General features: G+C 71.2%; 21 protein-coding genes. 5 read left to right on the top strand and 16 right to left on the bottom strand.

The features are described from left to right. Nucleotides 1–10: 10 nt before the first annotated feature. The 4 genes from infB to rimP form a co-directional block, all read right to left on the bottom strand. Complete coding sequence (infB, locus tag ACZ7LT_RS31760; protein WP_471239564.1) at nucleotides 11–3,079, bottom strand: translation initiation factor IF-2; 3,069 nt, start codon at nucleotides 3,077–3,079, stop codon at nucleotides 11–13. 149 nt (nucleotides 3,080–3,228) lie between these two features. Then, entirely contained in the window at nucleotides 3,229–3,507 is a 279-nt protein-coding gene (locus ACZ7LT_RS31755) for a YlxR family protein (protein WP_471239563.1), read from the bottom strand. Between the two features lie 162 nt (nucleotides 3,508–3,669). Further along, complete coding sequence (gene nusA / locus ACZ7LT_RS31750) at nucleotides 3,670–4,677, bottom strand: transcription termination factor NusA (protein ID WP_471239562.1); 1,008 nt, start codon at nucleotides 4,675–4,677, stop codon at nucleotides 3,670–3,672. A 2-nt stretch (nucleotides 4,678–4,679) separates the two neighbouring features. Next, nucleotides 4,680–5,177: a ribosome maturation factor RimP gene (gene rimP, locus ACZ7LT_RS31745; RefSeq protein WP_471239561.1), complete on the bottom strand. Its 498-nt coding sequence runs from the start codon at nucleotides 5,175–5,177 to the stop codon at nucleotides 4,680–4,682. A gap of 164 nt (nucleotides 5,178–5,341) precedes the next feature. On the opposite strand from rimP, the gene ACZ7LT_RS31740 reads away from it, so the two are divergent. The 4 genes from ACZ7LT_RS31740 to ACZ7LT_RS31725 are packed head-to-tail and all read left to right on the top strand — an operon-like array spanning nucleotide 5,342 to nucleotide 8,268. Continuing rightward, nucleotides 5,342–5,884 (top strand): hypothetical protein, encoded by a 543-nt coding sequence (locus ACZ7LT_RS31740; protein ID WP_471239560.1) that lies wholly within the window; start codon nucleotides 5,342–5,344, stop codon nucleotides 5,882–5,884. Continuing rightward, complete coding sequence (locus ACZ7LT_RS31735) at nucleotides 5,881–6,297, top strand: DUF4439 domain-containing protein (protein WP_471239559.1); 417 nt, start codon at nucleotides 5,881–5,883, stop codon at nucleotides 6,295–6,297. The genes ACZ7LT_RS31740 and ACZ7LT_RS31735 overlap by 4 nt, the downstream gene beginning before the upstream one ends. Before the next feature lie 51 nt (nucleotides 6,298–6,348). Beyond that, on the top strand, nucleotides 6,349–7,248 hold the full coding sequence (locus ACZ7LT_RS31730; protein WP_471239558.1) for an aminoglycoside phosphotransferase family protein: 900 nt from the start codon (nucleotides 6,349–6,351) through the stop codon (nucleotides 7,246–7,248). Nucleotides 7,249–7,308: 60 nt separating this feature from the next. Then, nucleotides 7,309–8,268, top strand: a complete 960-nt coding sequence (locus ACZ7LT_RS31725; RefSeq protein WP_471239557.1) for a slipin family protein — start codon at nucleotides 7,309–7,311, stop codon at nucleotides 8,266–8,268. Nucleotides 8,269–8,418: 150 nt separating this feature from the next. On the opposite strand, the gene ACZ7LT_RS31720 is transcribed toward ACZ7LT_RS31725, so the two are convergent. The 12 genes from ACZ7LT_RS31720 to ACZ7LT_RS31665 form a co-directional block, all read right to left on the bottom strand. After that, nucleotides 8,419–10,113: a proline--tRNA ligase gene (locus tag ACZ7LT_RS31720; protein ID WP_471239556.1), complete on the bottom strand. Its 1,695-nt coding sequence runs from the start codon at nucleotides 10,111–10,113 to the stop codon at nucleotides 8,419–8,421. 68 nt (nucleotides 10,114–10,181) lie between these two features. After that, nucleotides 10,182–10,721: a GNAT family N-acetyltransferase gene (locus tag ACZ7LT_RS31715; RefSeq protein WP_471239555.1), complete on the bottom strand. Its 540-nt coding sequence runs from the start codon at nucleotides 10,719–10,721 to the stop codon at nucleotides 10,182–10,184. A gap of 21 nt (nucleotides 10,722–10,742) precedes the next feature. Further along, a complete protein-coding gene (locus tag ACZ7LT_RS31710) occupies nucleotides 10,743–11,588 on the bottom strand; it encodes a GNAT family N-acetyltransferase (RefSeq protein ID WP_471239554.1) in 846 nt (281 codons plus the stop codon). A gap of 132 nt (nucleotides 11,589–11,720) precedes the next feature. Then, nucleotides 11,721–12,878, bottom strand: coding sequence for a flavodoxin-dependent (E)-4-hydroxy-3-methylbut-2-enyl-diphosphate synthase (ispG, locus tag ACZ7LT_RS31705; protein ID WP_019889847.1), 1,158 nt, complete (start codon nucleotides 12,876–12,878; stop codon nucleotides 11,721–11,723). A gap of 138 nt (nucleotides 12,879–13,016) precedes the next feature. Continuing rightward, nucleotides 13,017–14,318, bottom strand: a complete 1,302-nt coding sequence (locus tag ACZ7LT_RS31700) for a M50 family metallopeptidase (RefSeq protein ID WP_471239553.1) — start codon at nucleotides 14,316–14,318, stop codon at nucleotides 13,017–13,019. Continuing rightward, a complete protein-coding gene (dxr, locus tag ACZ7LT_RS31695) occupies nucleotides 14,315–15,574 on the bottom strand; it encodes a 1-deoxy-D-xylulose-5-phosphate reductoisomerase (protein ID WP_471239552.1) in 1,260 nt (419 codons plus the stop codon). The genes ACZ7LT_RS31700 and dxr overlap by 4 nt, the downstream gene beginning before the upstream one ends. Nucleotides 15,575–15,693: 119 nt before the next feature. Then, complete coding sequence (locus ACZ7LT_RS31690; RefSeq protein ID WP_471239551.1) at nucleotides 15,694–16,446, bottom strand: hypothetical protein; 753 nt, start codon at nucleotides 16,444–16,446, stop codon at nucleotides 15,694–15,696. A 48-nt stretch (nucleotides 16,447–16,494) separates the two neighbouring features. Then, on the bottom strand, nucleotides 16,495–17,727 hold the full coding sequence (gene aroA, locus ACZ7LT_RS31685; protein WP_471239550.1) for a 3-phosphoshikimate 1-carboxyvinyltransferase: 1,233 nt from the start codon (nucleotides 17,725–17,727) through the stop codon (nucleotides 16,495–16,497). A 71-nt stretch (nucleotides 17,728–17,798) separates the two neighbouring features. Beyond that, nucleotides 17,799–19,730: an acyl-CoA dehydrogenase family protein gene (locus ACZ7LT_RS31680; RefSeq protein WP_471239549.1), complete on the bottom strand. Its 1,932-nt coding sequence runs from the start codon at nucleotides 19,728–19,730 to the stop codon at nucleotides 17,799–17,801. Between the two features lie 220 nt (nucleotides 19,731–19,950). Next, the gene (locus ACZ7LT_RS31675; RefSeq protein ID WP_471239548.1) at nucleotides 19,951–20,493 is read right to left on the bottom strand and encodes an NUDIX hydrolase; all 543 of its coding nucleotides are present in this window, start codon (nucleotides 20,491–20,493) and stop codon (nucleotides 19,951–19,953) included. 9 nt (nucleotides 20,494–20,502) lie between these two features. After that, entirely contained in the window at nucleotides 20,503–21,627 is a 1,125-nt protein-coding gene (locus tag ACZ7LT_RS31670; RefSeq protein WP_471239547.1) for an adenosylhomocysteinase, read from the bottom strand. Further along, the gene (locus tag ACZ7LT_RS31665; RefSeq protein WP_471239546.1) at nucleotides 21,537–22,466 is read right to left on the bottom strand and encodes a hypothetical protein; all 930 of its coding nucleotides are present in this window, start codon (nucleotides 22,464–22,466) and stop codon (nucleotides 21,537–21,539) included. Before ACZ7LT_RS31665 ends, ACZ7LT_RS31670 begins: the two co-directional genes overlap by 91 nt. A 119-nt stretch (nucleotides 22,467–22,585) precedes the next feature. Here ACZ7LT_RS31665 and ACZ7LT_RS31660 point away from each other — a divergent pair, with 119 nt between their 5' ends. Next, complete coding sequence (locus ACZ7LT_RS31660) at nucleotides 22,586–23,647, top strand: helix-turn-helix domain-containing protein (RefSeq protein ID WP_471239545.1); 1,062 nt, start codon at nucleotides 22,586–22,588, stop codon at nucleotides 23,645–23,647.

Below are 23,647 nucleotides of genomic sequence, written 5' to 3'. Positions count from 1 at the left end.
ACGCTGGAGATCAGGCGCGAGGCTTCTCGCGCATCTCGTACGTCGCGATGACGTCGTCGATCTTGATGTCGTTGAAGTTTCCGAGGTTGATACCGCCCTCGAAGCCCTCGCGGATCTCGGTGACGTCGTCCTTGAAGCGGCGCAGACCCTCGATGTTGAGGTTCTCCGCGATGACCTTGCCGTCGCGGATGAGGCGCGCCTTGGTGTTGCGCTTGACCTCGCCCGAGCGGATGAGGACACCGGCGATGTTGCCCAGCTTGGACGAGCGGAAGACCTCGCGGATCTCCGCCGTACCGAGCTCGACCTCTTCGTACTCCGGCTTGAGGAGGCCCTTGAGCGCCGCCTCGATCTCCTCGATGGCCTGGTAGATCACCGAGTAGTACCGGACGTCGACGCCCTCGCGCTCCGCCATCTGCGCGGCACGGCCGGCCGCACGGACGTTGTAGCCGATGACGATGGCGTCGGAGCCCATCGCCAGGTCGATGTCGGACTCGGTGACCGCACCCACACCGCGGTGCAGGACCCGGATGTCGACCTCTTCACCGACGTCGAGCTGGAGCAGCGAGGACTCGAGAGCCTCGACCGCACCGGACGCGTCGCCCTTGATGATGAGGTTGAGTTCCTGGACCAGACCGGCCTTGAGCACCTTGTCGAGGTCCTCGAGGGACACCCGGCGGACGCGCTTGGCGAAGGCGGCGTTGCGCTCACGCGCAGCACGCTTCTCGGCGATCTGGCGGGCCGTACGGTCCTCGTCGACAACCAGGAAGTTGTCGCCGGCGCCGGGGACGTTGGTGAGACCCAGGACCAGGACGGGAGTCGACGGGGTCGCCTCCTCGACGTTGTTGCCCTTGTCGTCGAGCATCGCCCGGACACGGCCGTACGCGTCGCCGACGACCATCGTGTCGCCGATGCGCAGCGTTCCGCGCTGGACCAGGACGGTCGAGACGGCACCGCGACCGCGGTCGAGGTGGGACTCGATCGCAATACCCTGCGCGTCCTGGTCCGGGTTGGCCCGGAGGTCGAGCGAGGCGTCCGCGGTGAGGACCACGGCCTCCAGCAGGGAGTCGATGTGCAGGCCCTGCTTGGCGGAGATGTCGACGAACATCGTGTCGCCGCCGTACTCCTCGGCCACCAGACCGAACTCGGTCAGCTGACCGCGGACCTTGGTCGGGTCGGCGCCCTCGACGTCGATCTTGTTGACCGCGACCACGATCGGCACACCGGCCGCCTTGGCGTGGTTCAGCGCCTCGATCGTCTGGGGCATCACACCGTCGTTGGCCGCCACCACCAGGATCGCGATGTCGGTCGACTTCGCACCACGGGCACGCATGGCGGTGAACGCCTCGTGACCCGGGGTGTCGATGAAGGTGATGCGACGCTCTTCGCCGTTGACCTCGGTACCGACCTGGTACGCACCGATGTGCTGCGTGATGCCGCCGGCCTCGCCCGCGATGACGTTCGTCTTGCGGATGGCGTCGAGCAGTCGGGTCTTACCGTGGTCGACGTGACCCATGACGGTCACGACCGGCGGACGCGAGACCAGGGCCTCTTCGCCGCCCTCGTCCTCGCCGAACTCGATGTCGAAGGACTCGAGAAGCTCGCGGTCCTCCTCCTCCGGGCTGACGATCTGGACGGTGTAGTTCATCTCGTCGCCGAGCAGCTGCAGCGTCTCGTCGGAGACGGACTGCGTGGCCGTGACCATCTCGCCGAGGTTCATCATCACCGCGACGAGCGACGCCGGGTTGGCGTTGATCTTCTCGGCGAAGTCGGTGAGGGAGGCACCGCGCGACAGGCGAATGGTCTCGCCGTTGCCGCGAGGCAGCATCACGCCGCCGACCGACGGGGCCTGCATGGCCTCGTACTCCTGGCGCCTCTGCCGCTTCGACTTGCGGCCACGACGCGCGGGACCGCCGGGACGGCCGAAGGCGCCCTGCGTGCCACCACGGCCACCGGGGCCACCGGGACGGCCACCGAAGCCGGGACGACCGCCGAAGCCGCCGCCACCGCCACCGGGACCACCGCCACCGGGACGACCGCCGCCGCCACCGCCGCCACCGGGACGGCCGGCGAAGCCGCCGCCACCGCCACCGGGACCGGCCGGACGACCGGCGAAGCCGCCGCCGGGACGACCGCCGCCGCCACCCGGACGCCCACCGGGGCCACCGGGGCCACGGCCGCCGGGGCCACCACCGGGACGCGGGCCGGCAGCGGGACGCTGCGGCATCATGCCGGGGTTCGGACGGTTACCGCCGGGCGCGCCGCCCGGACGGGGAGCCTGGGGACGCGGCATACCACCGGGGGTGGGACGCGCGCCGCCCTGGCCCTGGGGACGCGGGGCGCCACCGGGGCCGCCCTGCGGACGCGGGGCACCCGGAACGGCACCGGGGCCGCCGGGACGGGGGGCACCGCCACCCGGACGGGGCGCCTGCGGGCGCGCCATACCGGTGGAGCCACCCGAGGTGAAGGGGTTGTTGCCCGGACGGGGACCGGCCGGACGGGCACCGGGACGCGGGGCCTGCTGGCCACCGGGACGCGGAGCGCCGGGACGGGCACCACGCTCGCCCTGACCGCCCTGGCCCTGCGGGCGCGCGGCGGGACGGGGACCGGGGGTGGCGCCGCCCTGACGGGGACCGGCGGCCGGGGCCGACGGAGGCGCGGTGAACTCCGGAGCCGCGGGGGCCGGGGTGACCGGCTTCGGCGCGGGCTTCGGACCCGGGCGCGGGCCCGGGGCGGCCGGGGCCGCGGGGGTGCTGCTCGCCGGAGCCGCGGGCGCGGCCGGGGCCGGCTTCGGCGCCGGGGCGCCGGGCTTCGGGGCAGCAGGACGAGCCGCCTGCGCCGGGGAGGGCGCGGGGGCGGCAGGCTTCGCAGGCGCGGCCTTGCGGGGCGCGCCGGGCTTCGCAGCGGACTTGCCGGCGGTGCCGGGCCCCTGCAGTGCGTCAGTCAACTTGCGTACAACGGGCGCCTCGATCGTCGAGGACGCCGAACGGACGAATTCACCGAGTTCTTGGAGCTTGGCCATGACGACCTTGCTCTCAACCCCGAACTCCTTGGCGAGTTCGTATACCCGGACCTTAGCCACTTCGCTCCTTTTAGGTCCGGGTTACCGCCGGACCGTTGCTACTTCATGGGCGTACTCATCGCGTACTCATCGAGTGCTCATCGCAATCTCGACCTACTTCCAACTCGCGAGGTACCTGACCGCACGGGGTGTTCCGTGCCGTTCTTTCCTTACCGTGCTGCCGTCTCAAGGACCTGCCGCAGTTCCGCGGTGTCGAGCGGACCCGGGACCCTGAAGGCCCTCGGGAGCGCGCGGCGGCGGACCGCCAGGTCGAGACAGACCGATGCGGGGTGCAGGTACGCACCCCGGCCGGGCAGCGTACCGCGAGGATCGGGGGCACATATGCCCTCGATCGCCACGATGCGCAGCAGATCGCGCTTGGCCGCTCGCTCCCGGCATCCCACACAGGTTCGCTCAGGGCATGCGCGGGCATGCGTCCGGCCAGACACGCTTAAGTCTACCTCCCCGTACCGACCTCACCCCTTTGGGGCAAAAATCGAACAGATGATGGCTCAAAAAGATCACGTGATCCTGTCGTGGCACAACGTGACCACGACGGGATCTATTCCCGCGCCCCGGGCCGGGCGGTGCCGCCCGGCCGGAGCCACGTCTCAGTCCCGGTCGGAGTCCTGCCCGGCGGGCTGCTCCGTGTCGGGGCGGATGTCGATGCGCCAGCCGGTGAGGCGCGCGGCGAGGCGGGCGTTCTGGCCCTCCTTGCCGATGGCCAGCGACAGCTGGTAGTCGGGCACGGTCACCCGGGCGGAGCGGGTCGACAGGTCGACGACCTCCACCTTGGAGACCCGGGCCGGGGAGAGGGCGTTGGCGACCATCTCGGCCGGGTCGTCGGACCAGTCCACGATGTCGATCTTCTCGCCGTGCAGCTCGGCCATGACATTGCGCACACGGCTGCCCATCGGGCCGATGCAGGCGCCCTTGGGATTGAGACCCGCACGGGTGGCCCGCACCGCGATCTTGGTGCGGTGACCGGCCTCGCGCGCGATGGCGGCGATCTCGACGCTGCCGTCGGCGATCTCCGGCACCTCGAGCGCGAAGAGCTTCTTCACCAGATTGGGGTGGGTACGCGAAAGGGTGACGGACGGACCGCGGACACCCTTGGCGACCCGGACGACGTACGTACGCAGCCGCAGACCGTGCGTGTACTCCTCGCCCGGCACCTGCTCCTGCACCGGCAGGATCGCTTCCAGCTTGTCGTCGAGGCGGACCAGGACGTTCTTGGGGTCCTTGCCCTGCTGGACCTGACCGGCCACGATGTCGCCCTCACGGCGGGCGTACTCGCCGAAGGTGACGTCGTTCTCGGCGTCCCGCAGCCGCTGCTGGATGACCTGGCGGGCGGTGCTGGCGGCGATCCGGCCGAAGTCGGACGGGGTGTCGTCGAACTCCTTGGGCTCCTGGCCCTCTTCGAGGTCGGCGGCGTCCTCCTTGGCCCACACCGTGACATGGCCGGTCTGCCGGTCCAGTACGGCACGGGCGTGACGGCGCGCGCCCTCCGTGCGGTGGTACGCGATGAGGAGGGCCGACTCGATCGCCTCGACCAGCAGGTCGAAGGGGATCTCCTTCTCTTGTGCCAAGCCCCTCAGGAGCTTCACGTCGATGTCCACGGCTACGCCTCCTCTTCCTTCTTGTCCTTGCGGCTGAACTCGATCTCGACACGCGCCTTGGCGATCTCGGGGAACTCGATCCGCCGGGCGGTGGGCTTGCGCCCCTTCACGCCGGGCACTTCGAGATCGATTCCCTCGTCGTCGACGGTGAGGATCCTGGCCACGAGCTCTTCACCCGCCTGCAGCTGGAACCTGGCCAGCCGGCCGGTGGCGCGTACGTAGTGGCGGTGCTCGGTGAGCGGACGGTCGGCGCCCGGGGAGCTGACTTCGAGGACGTACTCCTCGTCCCCCATCGCGTCGGTCTCGTCCAGCTTCTGGGAGATCTCGCGGCTCAGCTCGGCGCATGCGTCCAGCTCGACGCCCTCGTCGGAGTCGACGACGATCCTCAGCACACGACGCCGACCGGCCCGGGACACCTCGATCTCTTCCAGATCCAGGTCCATCGCACTGACGAGCGGCTCCAGCAGCCCGCGCAGCCTGTCGCTCTGGGTGGTGCTCATCCGGGTGACTCCTCGGCCGCGTGTGCTGTTGTGGGATCGTCGCGTGTCAGATCAAAGGGTATCCGGTCCCGAGGGGTGTTGCCGTCCACCTCGGACCGAGCCGCAGGTACGCTCGCCTGCGGTGATCTTCGTCAAGATCTTCCCGAGGTCCGAAGGAGAGACGCGTGGGGCGCACGGGGACGACACGCCGGCGCGCGCTGCTGGCCACGGGCGCCGTCACGGTGTCCGGACTGCTGGCGGGCTGCACGTCCGACGGCCCGGGCGGCCGGCGGAGCCGGTCCGCGGCCGAACGCGCCGCCCGCGCGGAGGCGGCCCTGCGCCGCCGGGCGACCGCGACCGCCACGGCGCTGATGGAACGTTACGACGCGGTGACCGCGGCGCATCCCTCCCTGGCCCCCCGGCTGGCCCCGCTGCGCGCGTCGGCGGCGGCGCACCGGCAGGCGCTGGGCGCCGACGGCCCGGCCGCCACGCCCTCACCGGCCGCCTCCGCCACCCCGTCGACCCGGCCGGCCGGGGCCGCGGCGCCCGTACCGGCCGATCCGGCCGCCGCGCTCGATGAGCTCGCCGCGACCGCCCGCCGGACGGCCGACAGCCATACGGCCGCACTGCTCTCCGCTCCGCCCGAGTACGCCCGGCTGCTGGCCTCGGTCGCGGCGTCCTGCGCGGCGCAGGCGTATCTGCTCGCGGACGCGGGAGCGCGGTCATGAGCGCACTGGACGCCGCGCAGGCGGCGCTGGCCGCCGAGCATGCCGCGGTGTACGGCTACGGGGTCGTCGGCGGGCGGATCGGCGCGGAGCGCCGCAAGGAGGCGGCCGCGGCGTACGACGCGCACCGGGCCCGCCGGGACGCGCTGGGGCGGACCGTCCGGGACCTGGGCGGGCAGCCGGGGGCGGCGCTCGCCGCCTACGCGCTGCCCTTCGCGGTGCCGGACACGGCCGCCGCGGTGCGCCTGGCCGCCGTCCTGGAGGACCGGGTCGCGGCGGTGTACTCCGATCTCGTACGCGCCGCCGAGGGGCCCCTGCGGCGGGAGGCCGCCGCGGCGCTGCGGGAGGCAGCGGTGCGGGCCGTGCGCTGGCGCGGCAGCGGCGTAGCCTTTCCTGGGCTCGCCGAGCGCGCCTGAGCCGGCCTCCGGTCCGGCTCCGACCAGGCTGTGAAAGGGAACAACGCGCGTATGGGTTTCGAACCGCCCCAGCGGCTGACACGTGTGCTCGGCGAGACGTACGGGGACGCGGCCGCTGCCGAATGGCTCGGGCGGCTGCCCGACCTGGCCCGGGAGTCGCTCTCCCTGGGCGAGGTGGAGGCCGAGCGGGCGGTGGTCCCGGGCGGGCGGAGCAGTCTGGTGATCCTCGTCCGAACGGCGGAGGGTGAGCCCGCCGCGCTGAAGATCGCCCCGCCGTTCGCCGCGCCCGAGCGGGAGCGCGACGCGCTGGCCCACTGGAACGGGTGGGGGGCGGTGCGGCTGCTCGCCGCGCGGCAGGACGGGTCGCTGCTGCTCGAACGGCTGCACCCGGAGGTGTCCCTGCGCTCGCTGCCGGAGGCGAAGGCGCTGCTGGAGGCGGCGGGGATCGTACGGCGGCTGTGGGTGGAGCCGCCCGCGGGCCACTCCTTCGAGTCGGTGGCACGGCGTACGGAGCCCATGGCCGGGGCGATGGCGTCGTGGGCGGCGGACCCGGTGGCCGGTCCGCTGGTCGCGGCCGCGCTCGCGGCGCGGGAGGAGCTCGTCGCGCACTCCCCCGAGACGCTGCTGCTGCACGGCTGCTTCCGGCAGGGCAAGGTCCTCGGCGGGGACCGCGCGCCGTGGCTGGCGGTCGGGCCCGAGCCGCTGGTGGGCGAGCGGGCCTACGACCTGGCGCGGCTGGTACGGGACCGGGTGGAGGACCTGGTCGCCTCATCGGCGGGCGCGTCGACGGCCCGGCGGCGGGTGAACCGGCTGGCGGACTCGCTGGAGCTGGACGCGGAGCGGCTGCGTGGCTGGACGCTGTTCCGTGCGGTCGAGAGCGGTACGCGCGCGCTGGCGGTCGGGCGCCGCCAGGACGGCGAGGTGCTGCTGGAGTTCGCCGGCTGGCTGTAGAAACCCCTATATCGGGCATACCGTAGGTGTAACGCCCGGCTCGGAGCTCAGGGGGCCGTGATGGTCGAAGAGCTGTTGTCCGCGGCGGCAGGTGTGGGAATGGCCGCCGCCGTCTATGTGGCCGCCGCCGCGCGTGTCGTGAAGCAGTACGAGCGGGGTGTGGTGTTCCGTTTCGGCCGGCTCATGGGCGAGGTGCGCCGGCCCGGCTTCACGATGATCGTTCCGGTGGTGGACCGTCTCCACAAGGTGAATCTGCAGATCGTCACGATGCCCGTGCCCGCGCAGGAGGGCATCACGCGGGACAACGTGACGGTCCGGGTCGACGCGGTCGTGTACTTCAAGGTCGTGGACGCGGCGGAGGCGCTGGTCCGGGTCGAGGACTACAAGTTCGCGGTCTCGCAGATGGCGCAGACGTCGCTGCGGTCGATCATCGGCAAGAGCGATCTGGACGATCTGCTGTCCAACCGCGAGAAGCTCAACCAGGGCCTGGAGCTGATGCTCGACTCCCCCGCGATCGGGTGGGGCGTGCAGATCGACCGGGTCGAGATCAAGGACGTGTCGCTGCCGGAGACGATGAAGCGGTCGATGGCCCGGCAGGCCGAGGCGGACCGGGAGCGCCGGGCGCGGGTGATCAACGCGGACGCGGAGCTCCAGGCGTCGAAGAAGCTGGCGGAGGCGGCGCATCAGATGGCCGACGCACCGTCGGCGCTTCAGCTGCGGCTGCTGCAGACGGTGATGGCGGTGGCGGCGGAGAAGAACTCCACGCTGGTGCTGCCGATTCCGGTGGAGCTGCTGCGGTTCCTGGAGCGTGCGGGTCAGCCGCCGCCGGCCTCGCTCCCGCAGCCGCCGGTGGCGCCGGCGCCGGCGCCGGCGCCGCTGTCCGCCGGCGACCTGGCACCTATGGCCCCGGAGGCCCCCCCGGGCCCCGCCCCGGAAGCCCTCCCGGGCGAACCGGGCGGCCCCCCGGCCCCGGAGCCCCCGCTGCCGGCGGGCGACACCCAGGCTTCTCAGGAGCCCTGAGGGCAACGGCCGAACGCGGCAGGGAGAATCCCCGCCCGGCCTCGGGGCACGCTACGTGCCCGGCCCTGGCACCGGGCGGCTCCGCCCACGCCGAAGGCGGAGCGACGCCGAGGGGCGGGCTCGGGAAGAGCCCGCCCCTCAGGGGTCGTCCTACGCGCTCAGACGGGCGATCGCCTCGTCGACCGTGAGTTCCTCGCGCTCGCCCGTGCGGCGGTCCTTGAGTTCCAGGACGCCCTCGGCCGAGCGGCGGCCCGCTACGAGGATCTTCGGGACGCCGATCAGTTCGGCGTCGGTGAACTTCACTCCCGGGGAGACGCCCGCCCGGTCGTCGACCAGCACCCGCAGCCCCGCGGACTTCAGCTTCTCGGAGACCTCGAGCGCCAGCTCGGTCTGGAGGGCCTTGCCGGCGGCGACGACGTGGACGTCGGCGGGGGCGACCTCCGCGGGCCAGCACAGGCCCTGCTCGTCCGCGTGCTGCTCGGCGAGGGCGGCCACCGCGCGGGAGACGCCGATGCCGTACGAGCCCATCGTGACCCGGACCGGCTTGCCGTTCTGGCCGAGGACGTCGAGCTGGAAGGCGTCGGCGTACTTGCGGCCGAGCTGGAAGATGTGGCCGATCTCGATCGCGCGGTCCAGCTTCAGGCCGGTGGCGCACTTCGGGCACGGGTCGCCCTCTTCGACCACGACGACGTCGAAGTAGTCGTCGACCTCGAAGTCACGGCCGGCGACGACGTTCTTCGCGTGCTTGTCGGCCTTGTTGGCGCCGGTGATCCAGGCGGTGCCCGGGGCGACGCGCGGGTCGGCGATGTAGCGGACCTTGTCCAGGCCCTGCGGGCCGACGTAGCCGCGGACCAGGTCGTCGCGGCCCTCGAAGTCCTCGGCGGTGACCATCTCGACGACGGCCGGGGACAGGTGGTCCTCCAGCTTGCCGAGGTCGACCTCGCGGTCGCCGGGGACACCGACGGCCACGATCTCGCCGTCGACCTTGACCAGAAGGTTCTTGAGGGTCGCGGAGGCCGGTACGCCCAGGTGCTCGGCGAGGGTCTCGATGGTCGGCGTGTCGGGGGTGTCGAGCTCCTCGACCGGGCCGACCGCCGAGCCGTCGGCCGCCTCGGCCTTGAAGGTCACGGCCTCGGTGTTGGCGGCGTAGTCACAGTTCGGGCAGTAGACGAAGGTGTCCTCGCCGGCCGCGGCCGGGGCGAGGAACTCCTCGGAGGCGGAGCCGCCCATGGCACCCGAGATTGCGGAGACGATCTTGTGCCGCAGGCCGAGCCGGTCGAAGATCTTGATGTACGCCTCGCGGTGCAGCGCGTACGACTCGGCCAGGCCCTCGTCCGTGGTGTCGAAGGAGTACGAGTCCTTCATCTGGAACTCGCGGCCGCGCAGGATGCCCGAGCGGGGACGCGCCTCGTCGCGGTACTTCGTCTGGATCTGGTAGAGGATCACCGGCAGGTCCTTGTAGGACGTGCACTGGTCCTTGACCAGCTGGGTGAAGATCTCCTCGTGGGTCGGGCCGAGGAGGTAGTCGCCGCCCTTGCGGTCCTTCAGGCGGAACAGCTCGGCGCCGTACTCCTCCCAGCGGCCGGACGCCTCGTACGGCTCCTTGGGCAGCAGCGCCGGCAGCAGGACCTCCTGCGCGCCGATCGCGTCCATCTCCTCGCGCACCACCCGCGAGACGTTCTCCAGGACCTTCATGCCCAGCGGCAGCCAGGACCAGATGCCGGCGGCGTTGCGGCGGACGTATCCGGCGCGGACGAGCAGCTTGTGGCTGAGCGTCTCGGCGTCCGCCGGGTCGTCGCGCAGTGTCTTGACCATCAACCGGGACATGCGCTGGACCTGGGCCATGGGGAACTCTCCTGCGGTGAAAAGTGTGATGGCTAGGAGGTTAGCCGGGCGGCGCCCGCGGGCGGTAATCAGTTCCGGCGCAGAAGGGGCAGCGGCGCACCCATCACCGCGTACGGCTTGGGCGCACTGGGGAACAGCACGCGGCGGGCCAGATCGGTGTAGCCGAGCGCGCGGTACAGGCCCCGGGCGGGGCTCTCCGTGTCGATGGCGGAGAGGATCGATCGGGGCTGCTCGGCCGCGTCGGTGATGCTGGTGATCAGCTCGCGGCCGATGCCGCGGCCCTGGTGGGCGGGGTGGACATGGAGCTCGGTGATGACGAAGGAGTCGTCGAGCCAGTCCTCGGTGCCGGTGGCCCGCAGATACGGTTCGACGACGGTGGACCACCAGTGGGTGCGGTCGTTGGGCATGCCGTAGACGAACCCGACGAGGCGGCCCTCGGGGGTGGTGGCGCCGTATGCGCACGCGCCGGGGTTGAGCAGATGGCGCAGCACGATATGGCGGCGTACGGCGATCTCGTCCTCGCTGAGCCCGAAGGCGAGGGCCTGCACGGCGAGGGCGTCGTCCACCCGTGCGGCGAGATTGACCGGTCCGACCACGACGTCATTCATGCGGCGAACCCTACAAGTGCCTCAGAAGAGCACGCTCATGAAGGCGCCGACCTCGCGGAAGCCCACGCGGCGGTAGGCGGCCCGGGCGGGGGTGTTGTAGTCGTTGACGTAGAGGCTGACGACGGGGGCCACGTCGGCGAGGGCGTAGCGGAGCACGGCGGCCATGCCGGTCTCGGACAGGCCCCGGCCGCGGTGTTCGGGGGCGACCCAGACACCCTGGATCTGGCAGGCCTGCGGGGTCGCGGCGCCGATCTCGGCCTTGAAGACGACCTTGCCGTCCTCGATACGGGCGAAGGAGCGGCCGGTGGAGACGAGCTCGGCGACGCGGGCCTGGTAGAGCAGTCCGCCGTCGCCGGCCATCGGGGAGATGCCGACCTCCTCGGTGAACATGGCCACGCAGGCGGGCATGATCACATCCATCTCGTCCTTGCGGATGCGGCGCACGAGCGGGTCGGGGGCGACGTCGGCCGAGGGCTGTTCGGTGACCATCAGGGGCTGGTGGGGGCGTACGTCACGGGCGGGGCCCCAGCTGGGTTCGAGGAGGCGCCAGAGCTGGGCGGTGGAGGAGGCGGGGCCGACGATCGAGGAGCAGCGGCGGCCGACGCGCCGGGCGCGGTCGGCGAAGGCGCGGACGGCCTCGGGGGTGGCGCAGATGGGGACGAGGTTGGCGCCGGAGTAGCAGAGCGAGCGCAGTCGTCCTCGGTCGTACCAGCCCCACATCTCGCCGCCGAGGCGCCAGGGGTCGAGCCCGGCGGCCTGGACGCGGGCGGTGACGAAGGCGTTCTCGACGGGGGCGCTCTCCAGGACGGCGAGCGCGGCGCCGAGATCGCCGGGTTCGAGGACCCGGGTGGGGGCTTGCGTCAACACGAGGGGGCCTCACACCATGCGGTCTGCTGATCTCCGCACTGTACCTGGCGTGCCTGGGGAGTGTCGGACGCAGCGGGAAGCCCCGCCCTCAGGGCGGGGCTTCGGTGGCCGACAAGTGCCGGTGGCGGGGTGTCAGCCGGCGACGGCGACGGTCGGTTCGCCGCTGGCGACGCCGTCCTTCTCCATCTGCTCGGCGATCTTCATGGCCTCGTCGATCAGGGTCTCGACGATCTTCGACTCGGGCACCGTCTTGATGACCTCGCCCTTCACGAAGATCTGGCCCTTGCCGTTGCCGGACGCCACACCGAGGTCCGCCTCACGGGCCTCACCCGGGCCGTTGACGACACAGCCCATGACGGCGACGCGCAGGGGCACCTCCATGCCCTCCAGGCCCGCCGTGACCTCCTCGGCCAGCTTGTACACGTCCACCTGGGCCCGGCCGCAGGACGGGCAGGAGACGATCTCCAGCCGGCGCTGGCGCAGGTTCAGCGACTCCAGGATCTGGATGCCGACCTTGATCTCCTCGGCCGGCGGGGCCGACAGCGAGACCCGGATCGTGTCGCCGATGCCCTCGGAGAGCAGCGCGCCGAAGGCGACGGCCGACTTGATGGTGCCCTGGAACGCCGGACCGGCCTCGGTGACTCCCAGGTGCAGGGGGTAGTCGCACTGCGCGGCCAGCTGACGGTACGCGTTGACCATCACCACCGGGTCGTTGTGCTTCACCGAGATCTTGATGTCCCGGAAGCCGTGCTCCTCGAACAGCGACGCCTCCCACAGCGCCGACTCCACCAGCGCCTCGGGGGTGGCCTTGCCGTACTTCTTCAGCAGCCGCGCGTCCAGAGAGCCGGCGTTCACGCCGATCCGGATCGGGGTCCCGGCATCGCCGGCCGCCTTGGCGATCTCCTTGACCTTGTCGTCGAACTGCTTGATGTTGCCCGGGTTCACCCGCACCGCCGCACAGCCCGCGTCGATCGCCGCGAAGACGTACTTCGGCTGGAAGTGGATGTCCGCGATGACCGGGATCTGCGACTTCCGTGCGATCGTCGCCAGCGCGTCGGCGTCGTCCTGGGTCGGGCACGCGACCCGTACGATCTGGCAGCCCGACGCCGTCAGCTCCGCGATCTGCTGAAGCGTCGCGCCGATGTCCGAGGTCCGGGTCGTCGTCATCGACTGCACCGAGACAGGCGCGTCACCGCCCACGGCGACCGAGCCGACGTGGATCTTGCGGCTGACGCGGCGGTCGGCGAGCTTCGTCGGAACGGACGGGATACCGAGAGAAATCGCGGTCATCTGCTGTGCAACCCCAAGGTGTGGATCGAGGTCCCGAGATCGGCGGGCTCCAGTTACCGAGATTACAGCCCCGACGGCGAGCGGCCGGACACCGCGGGGTGTCCGGCCGCTGTACTTCTGGTCCGATCGGGAGTCCGCTCAGGAAATCTTCACGGGGTTGACGATGTCCGCGACCAGGACGAGCAGGGTGAAGCAGATGAAGATCCCCGCCACCACGTAGGCGACCGGCATCAGCTTCGCCACGTCGAACGGTCCCGGGTCGGGGCGCCGGAAGAGCCGTGCCACATTGCGGCGTACGGACTCCCAGAGGGCCCCCGCGATGTGGCCGCCGTCCAGCGGGAGCAGCGGGAGCATGTTGAACAGGAACAGCGAGAGGTTGAACATCGCGAGCAGCATCAGGAACGACGCCACGATGTTCTCCGTGGGCACGTCCAGGTTCATGACCTCGCCGCTGATCCGCGCGGCGCCGACGACACCGACCGGGGAGTCGGCCTTGCGCTCGCCGTCGCCGAAGGCCGCGCTCCACAGGTCCGGGATCTTGCCGGGGAGGGCGACGACCGAGTCGACCCCGCTCTCGATCATGTCGCCCATCTTCACGAAGGACTCGCCGAAGGAGAGCGGCTGGATGACGGTCTTCGCCTCGAAGCCGAGATAGCCGGCCTCGACGAACTTCTCCGGGATGATCTCGCCGTCGGAGTCCTTGGCGGCCACCAGGTTCTTGGCGAGGTTGGCCATGAGGACCTTCTCCTCGCCGTCGCGCTGGACGGTGAGGGTGGCCGGGCCGATGGTGGCGCGGATCCGGTCGGAGAGGTCGCCCCAGGTGCTGACCGGCTCGCCGTTGAAGGCGACGATCTTGTCGCCGACCTTGAGGCCGGCGGCCTGGCCGGGTGAGATCGCGTCCTTGGCGGCGCAGGTCTCGCGCTTCTCGCTCTGCGCGATCACGCACTTCTGGACGCCCGCCACCTCGGTGGTCTGCTTGGCGAAACCGAAGGTCATCGCCACGCCGAGGAAGATCGCGACGGCCAGGACCAGGTTCATGAAGGGCCCGGCGAACATCACGATGACGCGCTTCCACGGCTTGCGCGTGTAGAAGAGCCGCGTCTCGTCGCCCGGCTTGAGCTCCTCGAAGGAGGCCTCGCGGGCGTCCTCGATCATGCCGCGCCAGGGCGAGGTGGAGCGGGCCTCGATCCGGCCGTCCGGGCCCGGCGGGAACATGCCGATCATGCGGATGTAGCCGCCGGCCGGGATGGCCTTGATTCCGTACTCCGTCTCGCCCTTGTGCCGGGACCAGAGCGTCGGTCCGAAGCCGACCATGTACTGGGGCACGCGGATGCCGAAGAGTTTTGCCGTGGAGAGGTGGCCGAGCTCGTGCCAGGCGATGGAGAAGAGCAGCCCGACGGCGAACAGCGCTATGCCGAGGACCGTCAACAGAATCGTCATGCGCGCGCCTCCGCGGTCCGCTGGTCGAGCTTGCCTGCCAGTTCACGGGCCCGGGCCCGGGCCCAGGTCTCCGCTTCCAGGACGTCTGCCACCGTCAGTGAGGTTCCCCGGGCGGGTGTGCCGTGTTCGGTGACGACTGCGGTGACCGTATCCATGATTCCGTTGAACGGCAGCCGCTGGTCGAGGAACGCGGCAACACATTCCTCGTTCGCGGCATTGAACACCGCGGGGGCAGTGCCGCCCAGTTCCCCGACGTGCCGGGCGAGTCCGACGGACGGGAACGCGTCGTTGTCCAGCGGGAAGAACTCCCAGGTGGAGGCGGTGGACCAGTCGAAGGCGGGGGCCGCGTCGGGGACCCGTTCGGGCCAGCCGATGCCGAGGGCGATCGGGCCGCGCATGTCGGGCGGGGTGGCCTGGGCGAGGGTCGAGCCGTCGGTGAATTCCACCATCGAGTGGACGTAGGACTGGGGGTGGACGACGACCTCGATGCGGTCGAAGGGGATGTCGTAGAGGAGGTGCGCCTCGATGACCTCCAGGCCCTTGTTCACCAGGGTGGCGCTGTTGACCGTGATGACGGGGCCCATCGCCCAGGTGGGGTGGGCGAGGGCGTCCTCGCGGGTGACGTGGGCCAGCTCGGCCTTCGTACGGCCGCGGAAGGGGCCGCCGGAGGCGGTGACGACGAGCTTGCGGACGTCGGCGCGGGTACCGGCGGCGAGGGCCTGGAAGAGGGCGGCGTGCTCGGAGTCGACGGGGATGATCTGGCCGGGCTTGGCCAGGGCCTTCACCAGCGGGCCGCCGACGATCAGCGACTCCTTGTTGGCGAGGGCGAGCGTACGGCCCGCCTCCAGGGCGGCGAGGGTCGGCGCCAGGCCGATGGAGCCGGTGATGCCGTTGAGGACGGTGTGGCAGTCGGAGGCGGCCACTTCGGTGGCGGCGTCCGGGCCGGTCAGGATCTCGGGCAGCGGCTCGGAGCCGTACTGCTCCTTCAGCGCCTCCCGGAGCGCGGGCGCCATGTCCTCGCGGGCCACCGCGACCGTACGGACCCGCAGCCGGCGCGCCTGCTCGGCCAGGAGCGCGACCCGTCCGCCGGCGGCGGAGAGCGCGGTGACACGGAAGCGGTCGGGGTTGCGCAGGACCAGGTCGATGGCCTGGGTGCCGATGGACCCGGTGGAGCCGAGGACGACGATGTCCCGGCGGCCTTCTGAGGGGTCGAAGACGATATGCGGGTCGGCGAGAGGAGAGGGGCTGTCGCTCATGCCCCCCATTCTTGCCGCATCCGCGCCCGGCTCTGACAGCGCGGGCCCTCGCGCCGTATGCGGGCCGTGCCCGCCGTGCTCAGAACGTGCCCGCCGTGCTCGGACCCTGCCCGCCGTGCTCAGGCCGTGCCCAGGGAGCGGAACTTCTGCCACTGGGCGTTGACGACCTCCGCGGGGACGCCGCCGACGTCCTTGGTGTCGGTGATCTCCGCGCGGAAGGCGAGCGTGGTGGAGCCGGAGCGGATCACGGTGAGGTATTCGTACAGCTTCACCTCGCCCTTGACGTCGAGGATCGTGAAGCGGAAGGCCTTGGCCTCGTCGCCGAGGGCGGGTGCCTTGGCGGGTTCGACCTTGAGGTACCTGGCCTGGGCGACGGCGCGTTCCTCGGTGAATCCGGCGGCGCAGCCGGTGCCTGCGGCGGTGAGGTTCTTGAGGACGGTGGCGGCGCCGCCGTCGGCGTACGAGCGGAGCTGGACGGCGACTTCGAGGCCGAACATCTCGTCGGGGACGTCGACCTTGCGCTGGACCTCGGCGGCCGGGTCGGGGTCGGCGACCTCCTTGGCAAGGCTGACCAGGGGCTGGCAGACGGCGGGCTGGGCGGTGTAGCTCTCGCTGAGCGGGGCACCGAGGGTGTATTCGGAGGCGGTGTACTTCCCGACCTTCTCGCCGTCGGTGAAGGCGGCCGCCTTCAGCTGGGCCTCGGTGAGGGCGCCGGCCGCGGCGGGGGCCTTCGGCGTCGGCGAGGCGGCGGGCTTGTCGTCGGAGCCGCCGGCGGGGGTGCCGTCGGGGGTGCCGGCGCAGCCCGTGAGCATCACCGCCGCCAGGAGGAGCGCCGCCGTGTGCGCCGCCGTGTGCTTCGCCGTGCCGAACATCCCTGCCCCCATCGGTAGTGATCGCGACCGCCTGCCGATTATGGGCGCTCAGGCGGTGGCGTGCCGGAACTCCTCGAAAACGTGATGGAACTCGGGGAACGTCTTCCGGACGCAGCCGGGGTCGTCGAAGGTGATGCCGGGGGTGCGCAGGCCGGTCACCGCGAAGGACATCACGATGCGGTGATCGCCGTGGGTGGCGATCTCGGCGGGGGTGGGGGTGCCGGGGTGGATCTCGATCCAGTCGGGGCCCGTGTCGACGGTGATGCCGAGCCGGCGGAGGTTCTCGGCGCAGGCGTCGAGCCGGTCGCATTCCTTGACGCGGGTGTTGGCGACGTCCTCGATCCGGACGGGTCCGTCGGCGAACGGCGCGATGGCGGCGAGGGTCGGCATGGTGTCGGAGATGTCCCGCATGTTGACGGTGAGGCCGTGGAGGCGGCCGGTGCCGCGGACGATGGTGCCCTCGTCGGTGATCTCCACGTCGGCGCCCATCCTGCGCAGCACGTCGACGAAGCCGAGGTCGCCCTGGAGGGCGCCGGTGCCCAGGCCCGGGACGGTGACGGTGGTGCCGGTGAGGGCGGCGGCGGCGAAGAAGTAGCTGGCGGTCGAGGCGTCGGGCTCGATGGCGTAGGTGGTGGCGCGGTAGCCGGTGGGGGCGACGGTGTAGGTGCGACCGTCCCGGGTCACCTCCGCTCCGAAGGCCCGCATCATCGCGAGGGTGATCTCGACGTACGGCTCCGAGACGAGGTCGGTGACGGTGATCCGCAGGCCTTCGGCGGTGAGCGGGCCGAGCATGAGGAGCGCGGTGAGGTACTGCGAGGACTGCCCGGCGTCGAGGGTGAGGTCGCCGCCCCTGATGCCGTGCGCGGCGACGGTCAGCGGGTGGTGGCCCTCGGCCTGTTCGTGGACGAGGTCGACGCCGAGGGCGCGCAGCGCGGTGGTGAGCGGGCCGAGCGGGCGGCGTCGCATCTGGGGGGAGGCGTCGAAGCGGTACGTACCGTGGCCGGCGGCGGCGAGGGTGGGCAGGAAGCGGGCGGTGGTCGCGCCGTCCCGGCAGTAGACGTCCGCGCTGTCGGCGGCGGGCCCCTGGGGGCGTCCCTCGATGTGCCAGGCGTCCGTCGTCCGCTCGACCCGGTAGCCGAGCGCGCCGAGCCCTTCGGCGAACCCCTCGGTGTCGTCGGACACGAGGGGCCGCAGGAGGGTGGTGGTTCCGTCGGCCGCGGCGGCGAGGAAGAGGGCGCGGGCGGTGACGGACTTGGAGCCGGGGATGTGGGTGACGGTCACGGGGCCATGGTGCCGGACGGGCGCCGGGTGGCGGGTGGCCGTCCCGCAGGACGGGACGGCCACCCCTTGGATCACTCGATGGTGCGGTGGACGTTCTCGTGGGTGGAGGGGCCTGGGGTGGCGTCCGCGATCCAGGCGCCTTCGCCGCTCGGGTCGATGATGCCGTCTTCGAGCCAGGTGTAGGTGCCGGCCAGGACGCCGTTCACGATCTTGCGGTCGTCGTCGTCGGTGTTGGCCCACAGGCGGCCGAAGAGCTCCTCCACGCGCAGCCGGGACTGGCGGCAGAAGACGTCCGCGAGCTGGGTGGCCTCCCGGCCGTGGTCGCCGGTGAGGCGCAGGTGCTCGGCGCGTACGCAGGCGGCGCTCATCGCGAAGAGTTCGGCGCCGATGTCGACGATCCGGCCGAGGAAGGCCTGCTTGGTCTCCATCCGTCCCTGCCAGCGTGACATGGCGTAGAAGGTGGAGCGGGCGAGCTTGCGGGAGGCCCGTTCCACGTACCGCAGATGTGTGGCGAGGGTGCCGAACTCCGCGTACGAGCTGGGCAGTTGCCCCGGTCCGGCGACGAGCTTGGGCAGCCAGCGGGCGTAGAAGCCGCCGGCCCGGGCGCCCGCCCTCGCCTTGTCGGAGAGGGACTTGTCGGGGTCGATGATGTCACCGGCGACGGCGAGGTGGGCGTCGACGGCCTCGCGGGCGATCAGCAGGTGCATGATCTCCGTGGAGCCTTCGAAGATGCGGTTGATGCGCAGGTCGCGCAGCATCTGTTCGGCGGGGACGGCCCGCTCGCCGCGGGCCGCCAGCGAGTCGGCGGTCTCGTAGCCACGGCCGCCGCGGATCTGGACCAGTTCGTCGGCCATCCGGCAGCCCATCTCGCTGCCGTACAGCTTGGCCAGCGCCGCCTCGATGCGGATGTCGTTGCGGTCCTCGTCGGCCATCTGGGAGGCGAGGTCCACGACGGCTTCGAGGGCGAACGTGGTGGCGGCGATGAAGGAGATCTTGGTGCCGACCGCTTCGTGCCGGCCGACCGGCTTGCCCCACTGCTCCCGGACCGCCGACCACTCGCGGGCGATCTTCAGGCACCACTTCCCGGCGCCGACGCACATCGCGGGCAGCGAGAGGCGGCCGGTGTTGAGGGTGGTGAGGGCGATCTTGAGGCCGGCGCCCTCGGGGCCGATGCGGTTGCTCGCGGGGACCCGGACCTGGTGGAAGCGGGTGACGCCGTTCTCCAGGCCGCGCAGGCCCATGAAGGCGTTGCGGTGCTCGACGGTGATGCCGGGCGAGTCGGCCTCGACGACGAAGGCGGTGATGCCGCCCTTGTGGCCCTCGGACTTCGGCACTCGGGCCATCACGACGAGGAGGTCGGCGACCACGCCGTTGGTGGTCCAGAGCTTCACGCCGTCGAGGACGTAGTCGTCGCCGTCGGGCACGGCGAGGGTGGCGAGCCGGGCCGGGTCCGAGCCGACGTCGGGCTCGGTGAGCAGGAACGCGGAGATGTCGGTACGGGCCAGCCGGGGCAGGAAGGTGTCCTTCTGCTCCTGCGTGCCGAAAATTTTCAGCGGCTGCGGTACGCCGATCGACTGATGGGCGGAGAGCAGGGCGCCGAGGGCGGGGCTGGCGGATCCGACGAGGGCCAGGGCGCGGTTGTAGTACACCTGGGTGAGGCCGAGGCCGCCGTACTTGGGGTCGATCTTCATACCGAGCGCCCCGAGCTTCTTGAGCCCGTTGACGGTCTCGTCGGGGATTTTGGCCTCGCGCTCGATCCGGGCGCCGTCGATCTTCGTCTCGCAGAAGACCCGCAGCTTGGCGAGGAACTGCTCGCCGCGCCGGGTGTCCTCCTCGGAGGGCATCGGGTGGGGGTGGATGAGGTCCAGGCGGAAGCGGCCGAGGAAGAGCTCCTTGGCGAAGCTCGGCTTGCGCCAGTCCTGCTCGCGCGCGGCCTCGGCGACCTGCCGTGCCTCACGCTCGGTGACCTTGGGCTGCTGGGGCTTCTGGGTAGGGGCGGACATGACAGCTCACCTCGCCGCGGTTGGGGGGCTCGTGGCTACTCGTCCGTAGTACCCGATTTCGGAGCGTACGGAAAGACGAAAAGACGGCCGGAGCCCCCGCACAGTGATCCATCACAGTGCTATGACCGGCTTTTTCTCCCACGTGCGCGAACCCCGGTGCTTTGGCCCGCGTCTTCACTCCTCTGCCCGCGTCCTCGTCCACCCGTGTTCCCGTGCTTCTTCAGCGCAGGGCTTTGAACACTCGAGTCCGCAGGGTCTCGTTCTCGATTTCGTCTGCGTAGCGCCAGGCCGCCGCCATGACCTCCTCTTCCTGGAGCTCGACCGCGCCGGAGGACGTGCGGAAGAGGAAGCGGAAGTCGAAGTGGCGGTGGCTCGGCTCGTCCTTGGCCGGGCTGGCGGGGATGTGGTGGGCGTCGATGTGGAGGGGGCGGTGGCTGGTCGGGATCACGACCGAGGCCGGGATGCCGGTCTCCTCGGTCAGCTCGCGCTGGGCGGCTTCAAGGAGAGTGCCGTCCTGCGCCTCCAGGTGACCTCCGGGGAGCAGCCAGCGGCTCAGCGCGCGGTGCTTGATCAGGAGGACGCGGCCGGCGGGGTCGGCGAGGATCGCTCCGGCAGTGACATGACCGTCGAAGGTCTTGCGACTGGTGAGATCGCGGCCGGCGTCGAGGAGCTCCCCGATGGACGAGAGGCGCCACTTCTCGTCGGGATGGGCGTCGAGGTACTCGTCGAGCGTTTCGCGGATTTGGTCGGGCTTGATGGGCAAGGTGTCTCCTCAGTGGTGGAAGTGGTCGAGCCACGTCGCGGCGATGGCGGCGCGGTCGGTAGGGCTGATCTCGTGCATGCCGGGCTCCAGGCCCCCGCGAGCGAGGGCGGCGGAGGCGGCGAGTATCTCGGCCTGGACGAGGAAGATGAACGGGCCCACGCTGGCGCCGTGCAGGAAGTTGACGGCGTTGCCGCCGTTGAGCAGGTCGAAGTGGTGGTGCGCGGTCAGGTAGCGGGTGACGTGCTCGCCAACGTGCACGCGCTGGTAGATCGGCGGCAGCCCGGCCAGGTCGAGCTCGTCCTCGCTGCTGGTCACCGTGGCGACGTAGGCGCCGGCACGCAGGCGCGGGAAGTCCTGGCCCCGGAGCGCCAGGGAGCCGGTGGCGCAGACGACGAGTCCGGCCTCGGCAAGGCTGGCGTCCTGGTCGGCGGTCACCGCGAAGCCCTGTGAGAGGGCCTGGGTGCGCTTGACGGGGTCGATGTCGTGGACGGTGACCTGTACGCCCTTGCCGTGGAGCAGGCGGGCGATGCTGGAGCCGAGCTTTCCGAAGCCGATGACGAGAGCGGAGCGGCCGATCAGGATGTCGCCACGGGTGCGCATGAGCGCCTCGGTCGAGAAGACGATCGACTGTCCGACGAGGTAGTCCTCGGGATCCTTCAGCGGCGAGCGGGCCACGGAGACGACTGGACAGGGCAGCTTGCCAAGCTCGGCGTACCGGCGATGGCCGTTCTCCGTGTCCTCGACGACGCCGAGGACTTGGCCGGAGAAGCGGTCGCAGAGCGCGCCGAGCGTGTGGGCGAAGTAGCCGCCGACATCAAGAAGGACGACCGGTCGGCCTGCGGCCCGTGCCTCTATGAAGCCGAGCGCCCGGTCGGGGTCGGCGAACAGCTCACGGGACAGTGCGGCGCAGTCGTACCCGTCGTCCTCGATCTGCCGCAGGGCGTGCGGGTCGACCGACTTCGGCTTGGGCAGGACGATCCGCAGGTCGGTGACCGTGCCCACGCCGCGGACGAAGGCAGGCCGCTCGGCCAGCACGTGCGTGATCAGGACCGACGCAGGGCGCTCAGCGGGCGTGAAGCAGCTGGCGATGCGCTCGAAGTACGTGTCGAGACGGGCGCGTTCCAGGGTGTCCATGTCGGTGTCTCCTCCGGTACGGCGGTCAGGTGGCGCACGGGGTCGGTGTTCGGTGGCTCCAGGGCGCGGCGGAGGGCGGCGGGGTCGGTCAGCGTTTCGTTGTCGGGCAGCTCGCACCATCCGCCGGTATGGCCGTCCGAGCAGGTCGGGTCCGGTGCCACGAGCCAGGAGCCGGCGCCCAGCAGGTGCACAGGCAGCGCCTGCCAGAGGCTGTCGCTCCCCGTGGGTACGGCGAAGTACAGGCGCTGGCTCAGGCGGTCGTACAGCACCGGGCCGAGTTCCTCCTCGGCGGCCCGGAGCCGGGCGAGTGCGAGGAAGCCGGTCTCTGCCGGTACCCGCACCACGTCCCAGTCCTGGCCGAGAGGAAGGAGGCGGAGATCGGGGAGCTTGTCGACGTGGGCCGCGCCCCTTAGAGCGTCACGGAATGACATCAGACCCCTCCTCATTGCCCGACGACCGGCCGTGCCTCGGCCGGGCGTTCTCCCCAGTCGGGGGCTGCTTCCGCGGACGGCGATCAGGGAGGCCCCGGCGTCCTTGATGCGGCGCTCGCGCTCGGCGGCGAGCCCCTTGGGCCCCAGGTGGCTGCGCGAAGGCACGACCACGCCGTACGTGCCGGCCGGGGCGAGGACGTCGAGGAGGCCGACGAAGGCCGGGGCAAGCGGGTTCGTGGTCGCCTCGCGCTCGGTGAAGACGCCGTGCAGCGTCAACTCGTGCTGGACGCAGTATTCGGCGAGGGAGTCGACCAGGGCCGCGTGCCGGGCCACCGAGCCAGTCGTATGGCGCAGGTAGCCGTAGACATGGACCTCACCGACCTCGCGGTGTTCCGTGATTCGTTCCATGCACTGAGCGTCCCGGTGACTGAACGGCCTCGAAATGACCGTCTGTTGTACTTCCGTTGCACTTCCCGCCCCTCGCATGCGATCGGCGTGCTTCGATACGCGGCGGAGGGAGGCAGCCCGTGGTCAGCGTGCAGCAATGGACCGGCCGCGAGGCCAAAGCACTGCGCTCGGCACTGCGGATGAGCACCCGCGCCTTCGCCGAGCACCTGGGTGTGGCGCTGCGCACCGTGGCCAAGTGGGAGAAGCACGGTGCGGACACCCACCCGCGCCCCGACACGCAGGCCATCCTCGACACCGCTCTCGCCCGCGCTGACGAGGCTGCGCACGCGCGCTTCGAGAAGGCGTTGCACGGCCGGCGGACCGACCCGTCCGTAGATCACGAGGCATGGACGGAGGACATCGACCGCGCCATCGTCTGCCTCAGCCATCAGCGGTTCACCTTCGCCTCGGACCTGCTGAACAGGTGGCTGGGCCGCCACGAGCCGCGCGGCCTCGACGACAAGGGCGCCTATCTCTATGGCCGCTCCCTCGTCCTTCTCGGAGACTTACAGCGCGACCAAGGCGCCATCCTCGGTCCGCTCTCCGCGCGCCACTCCTACCTGCGCGCGCACCGCCTGTTCCACGACCTGGCCATCCCACGACGCACGGCACAGATCGAACTCTCTCTCGCCGTGGTCACGGAGATGGCCGGGCAGCTCGAAGCCTCGGCCCACCAATACGAGCAGTTGGCCACCGACGACCGTCTCAGCCACCGCGACCGGGCCCGCGCCCGCCTCTGGGTGGGCACAGCCCTCAGCAAGCACGGCGACAACGAGTACGCCACCAAGGTCATGCGTTCCGCGATCAGGGACTTCGAGGAGCTGGGCGAGCCCGAGGACTGGTCGGTCGCCCACCAGAAGCTCGCCTTGGCGCATCGCGGGGCCGCCGAGCTCGGTCAGGCGCTGCACTACATCGACATCGCCCGCTCGACCGGATCCGTCGACTCCCCCATGCAGCGCGTCCGGCTGGACACCGCGTACTCGCACATCCTTCTGTCCGACCCGGCCACCCGCGATGATGGGTTGACCGTCCTCGACGACGCGGCGCGCATGGCCTCCCAGCACGGCCTGAGCCACCAGCTCCGCAGCATCGAGGGAATCCGGCGGTCGTCCCAAGACCCGCGGACCCTCGTGTCGAGGTGA

It is taken from the genome of Streptomyces sp. NPDC039465, assembly GCF_055639315.1.
Note: the sequence above shows the minus strand (reverse complement) of the source record. Positions and strands in the feature narration are given on the sequence as shown.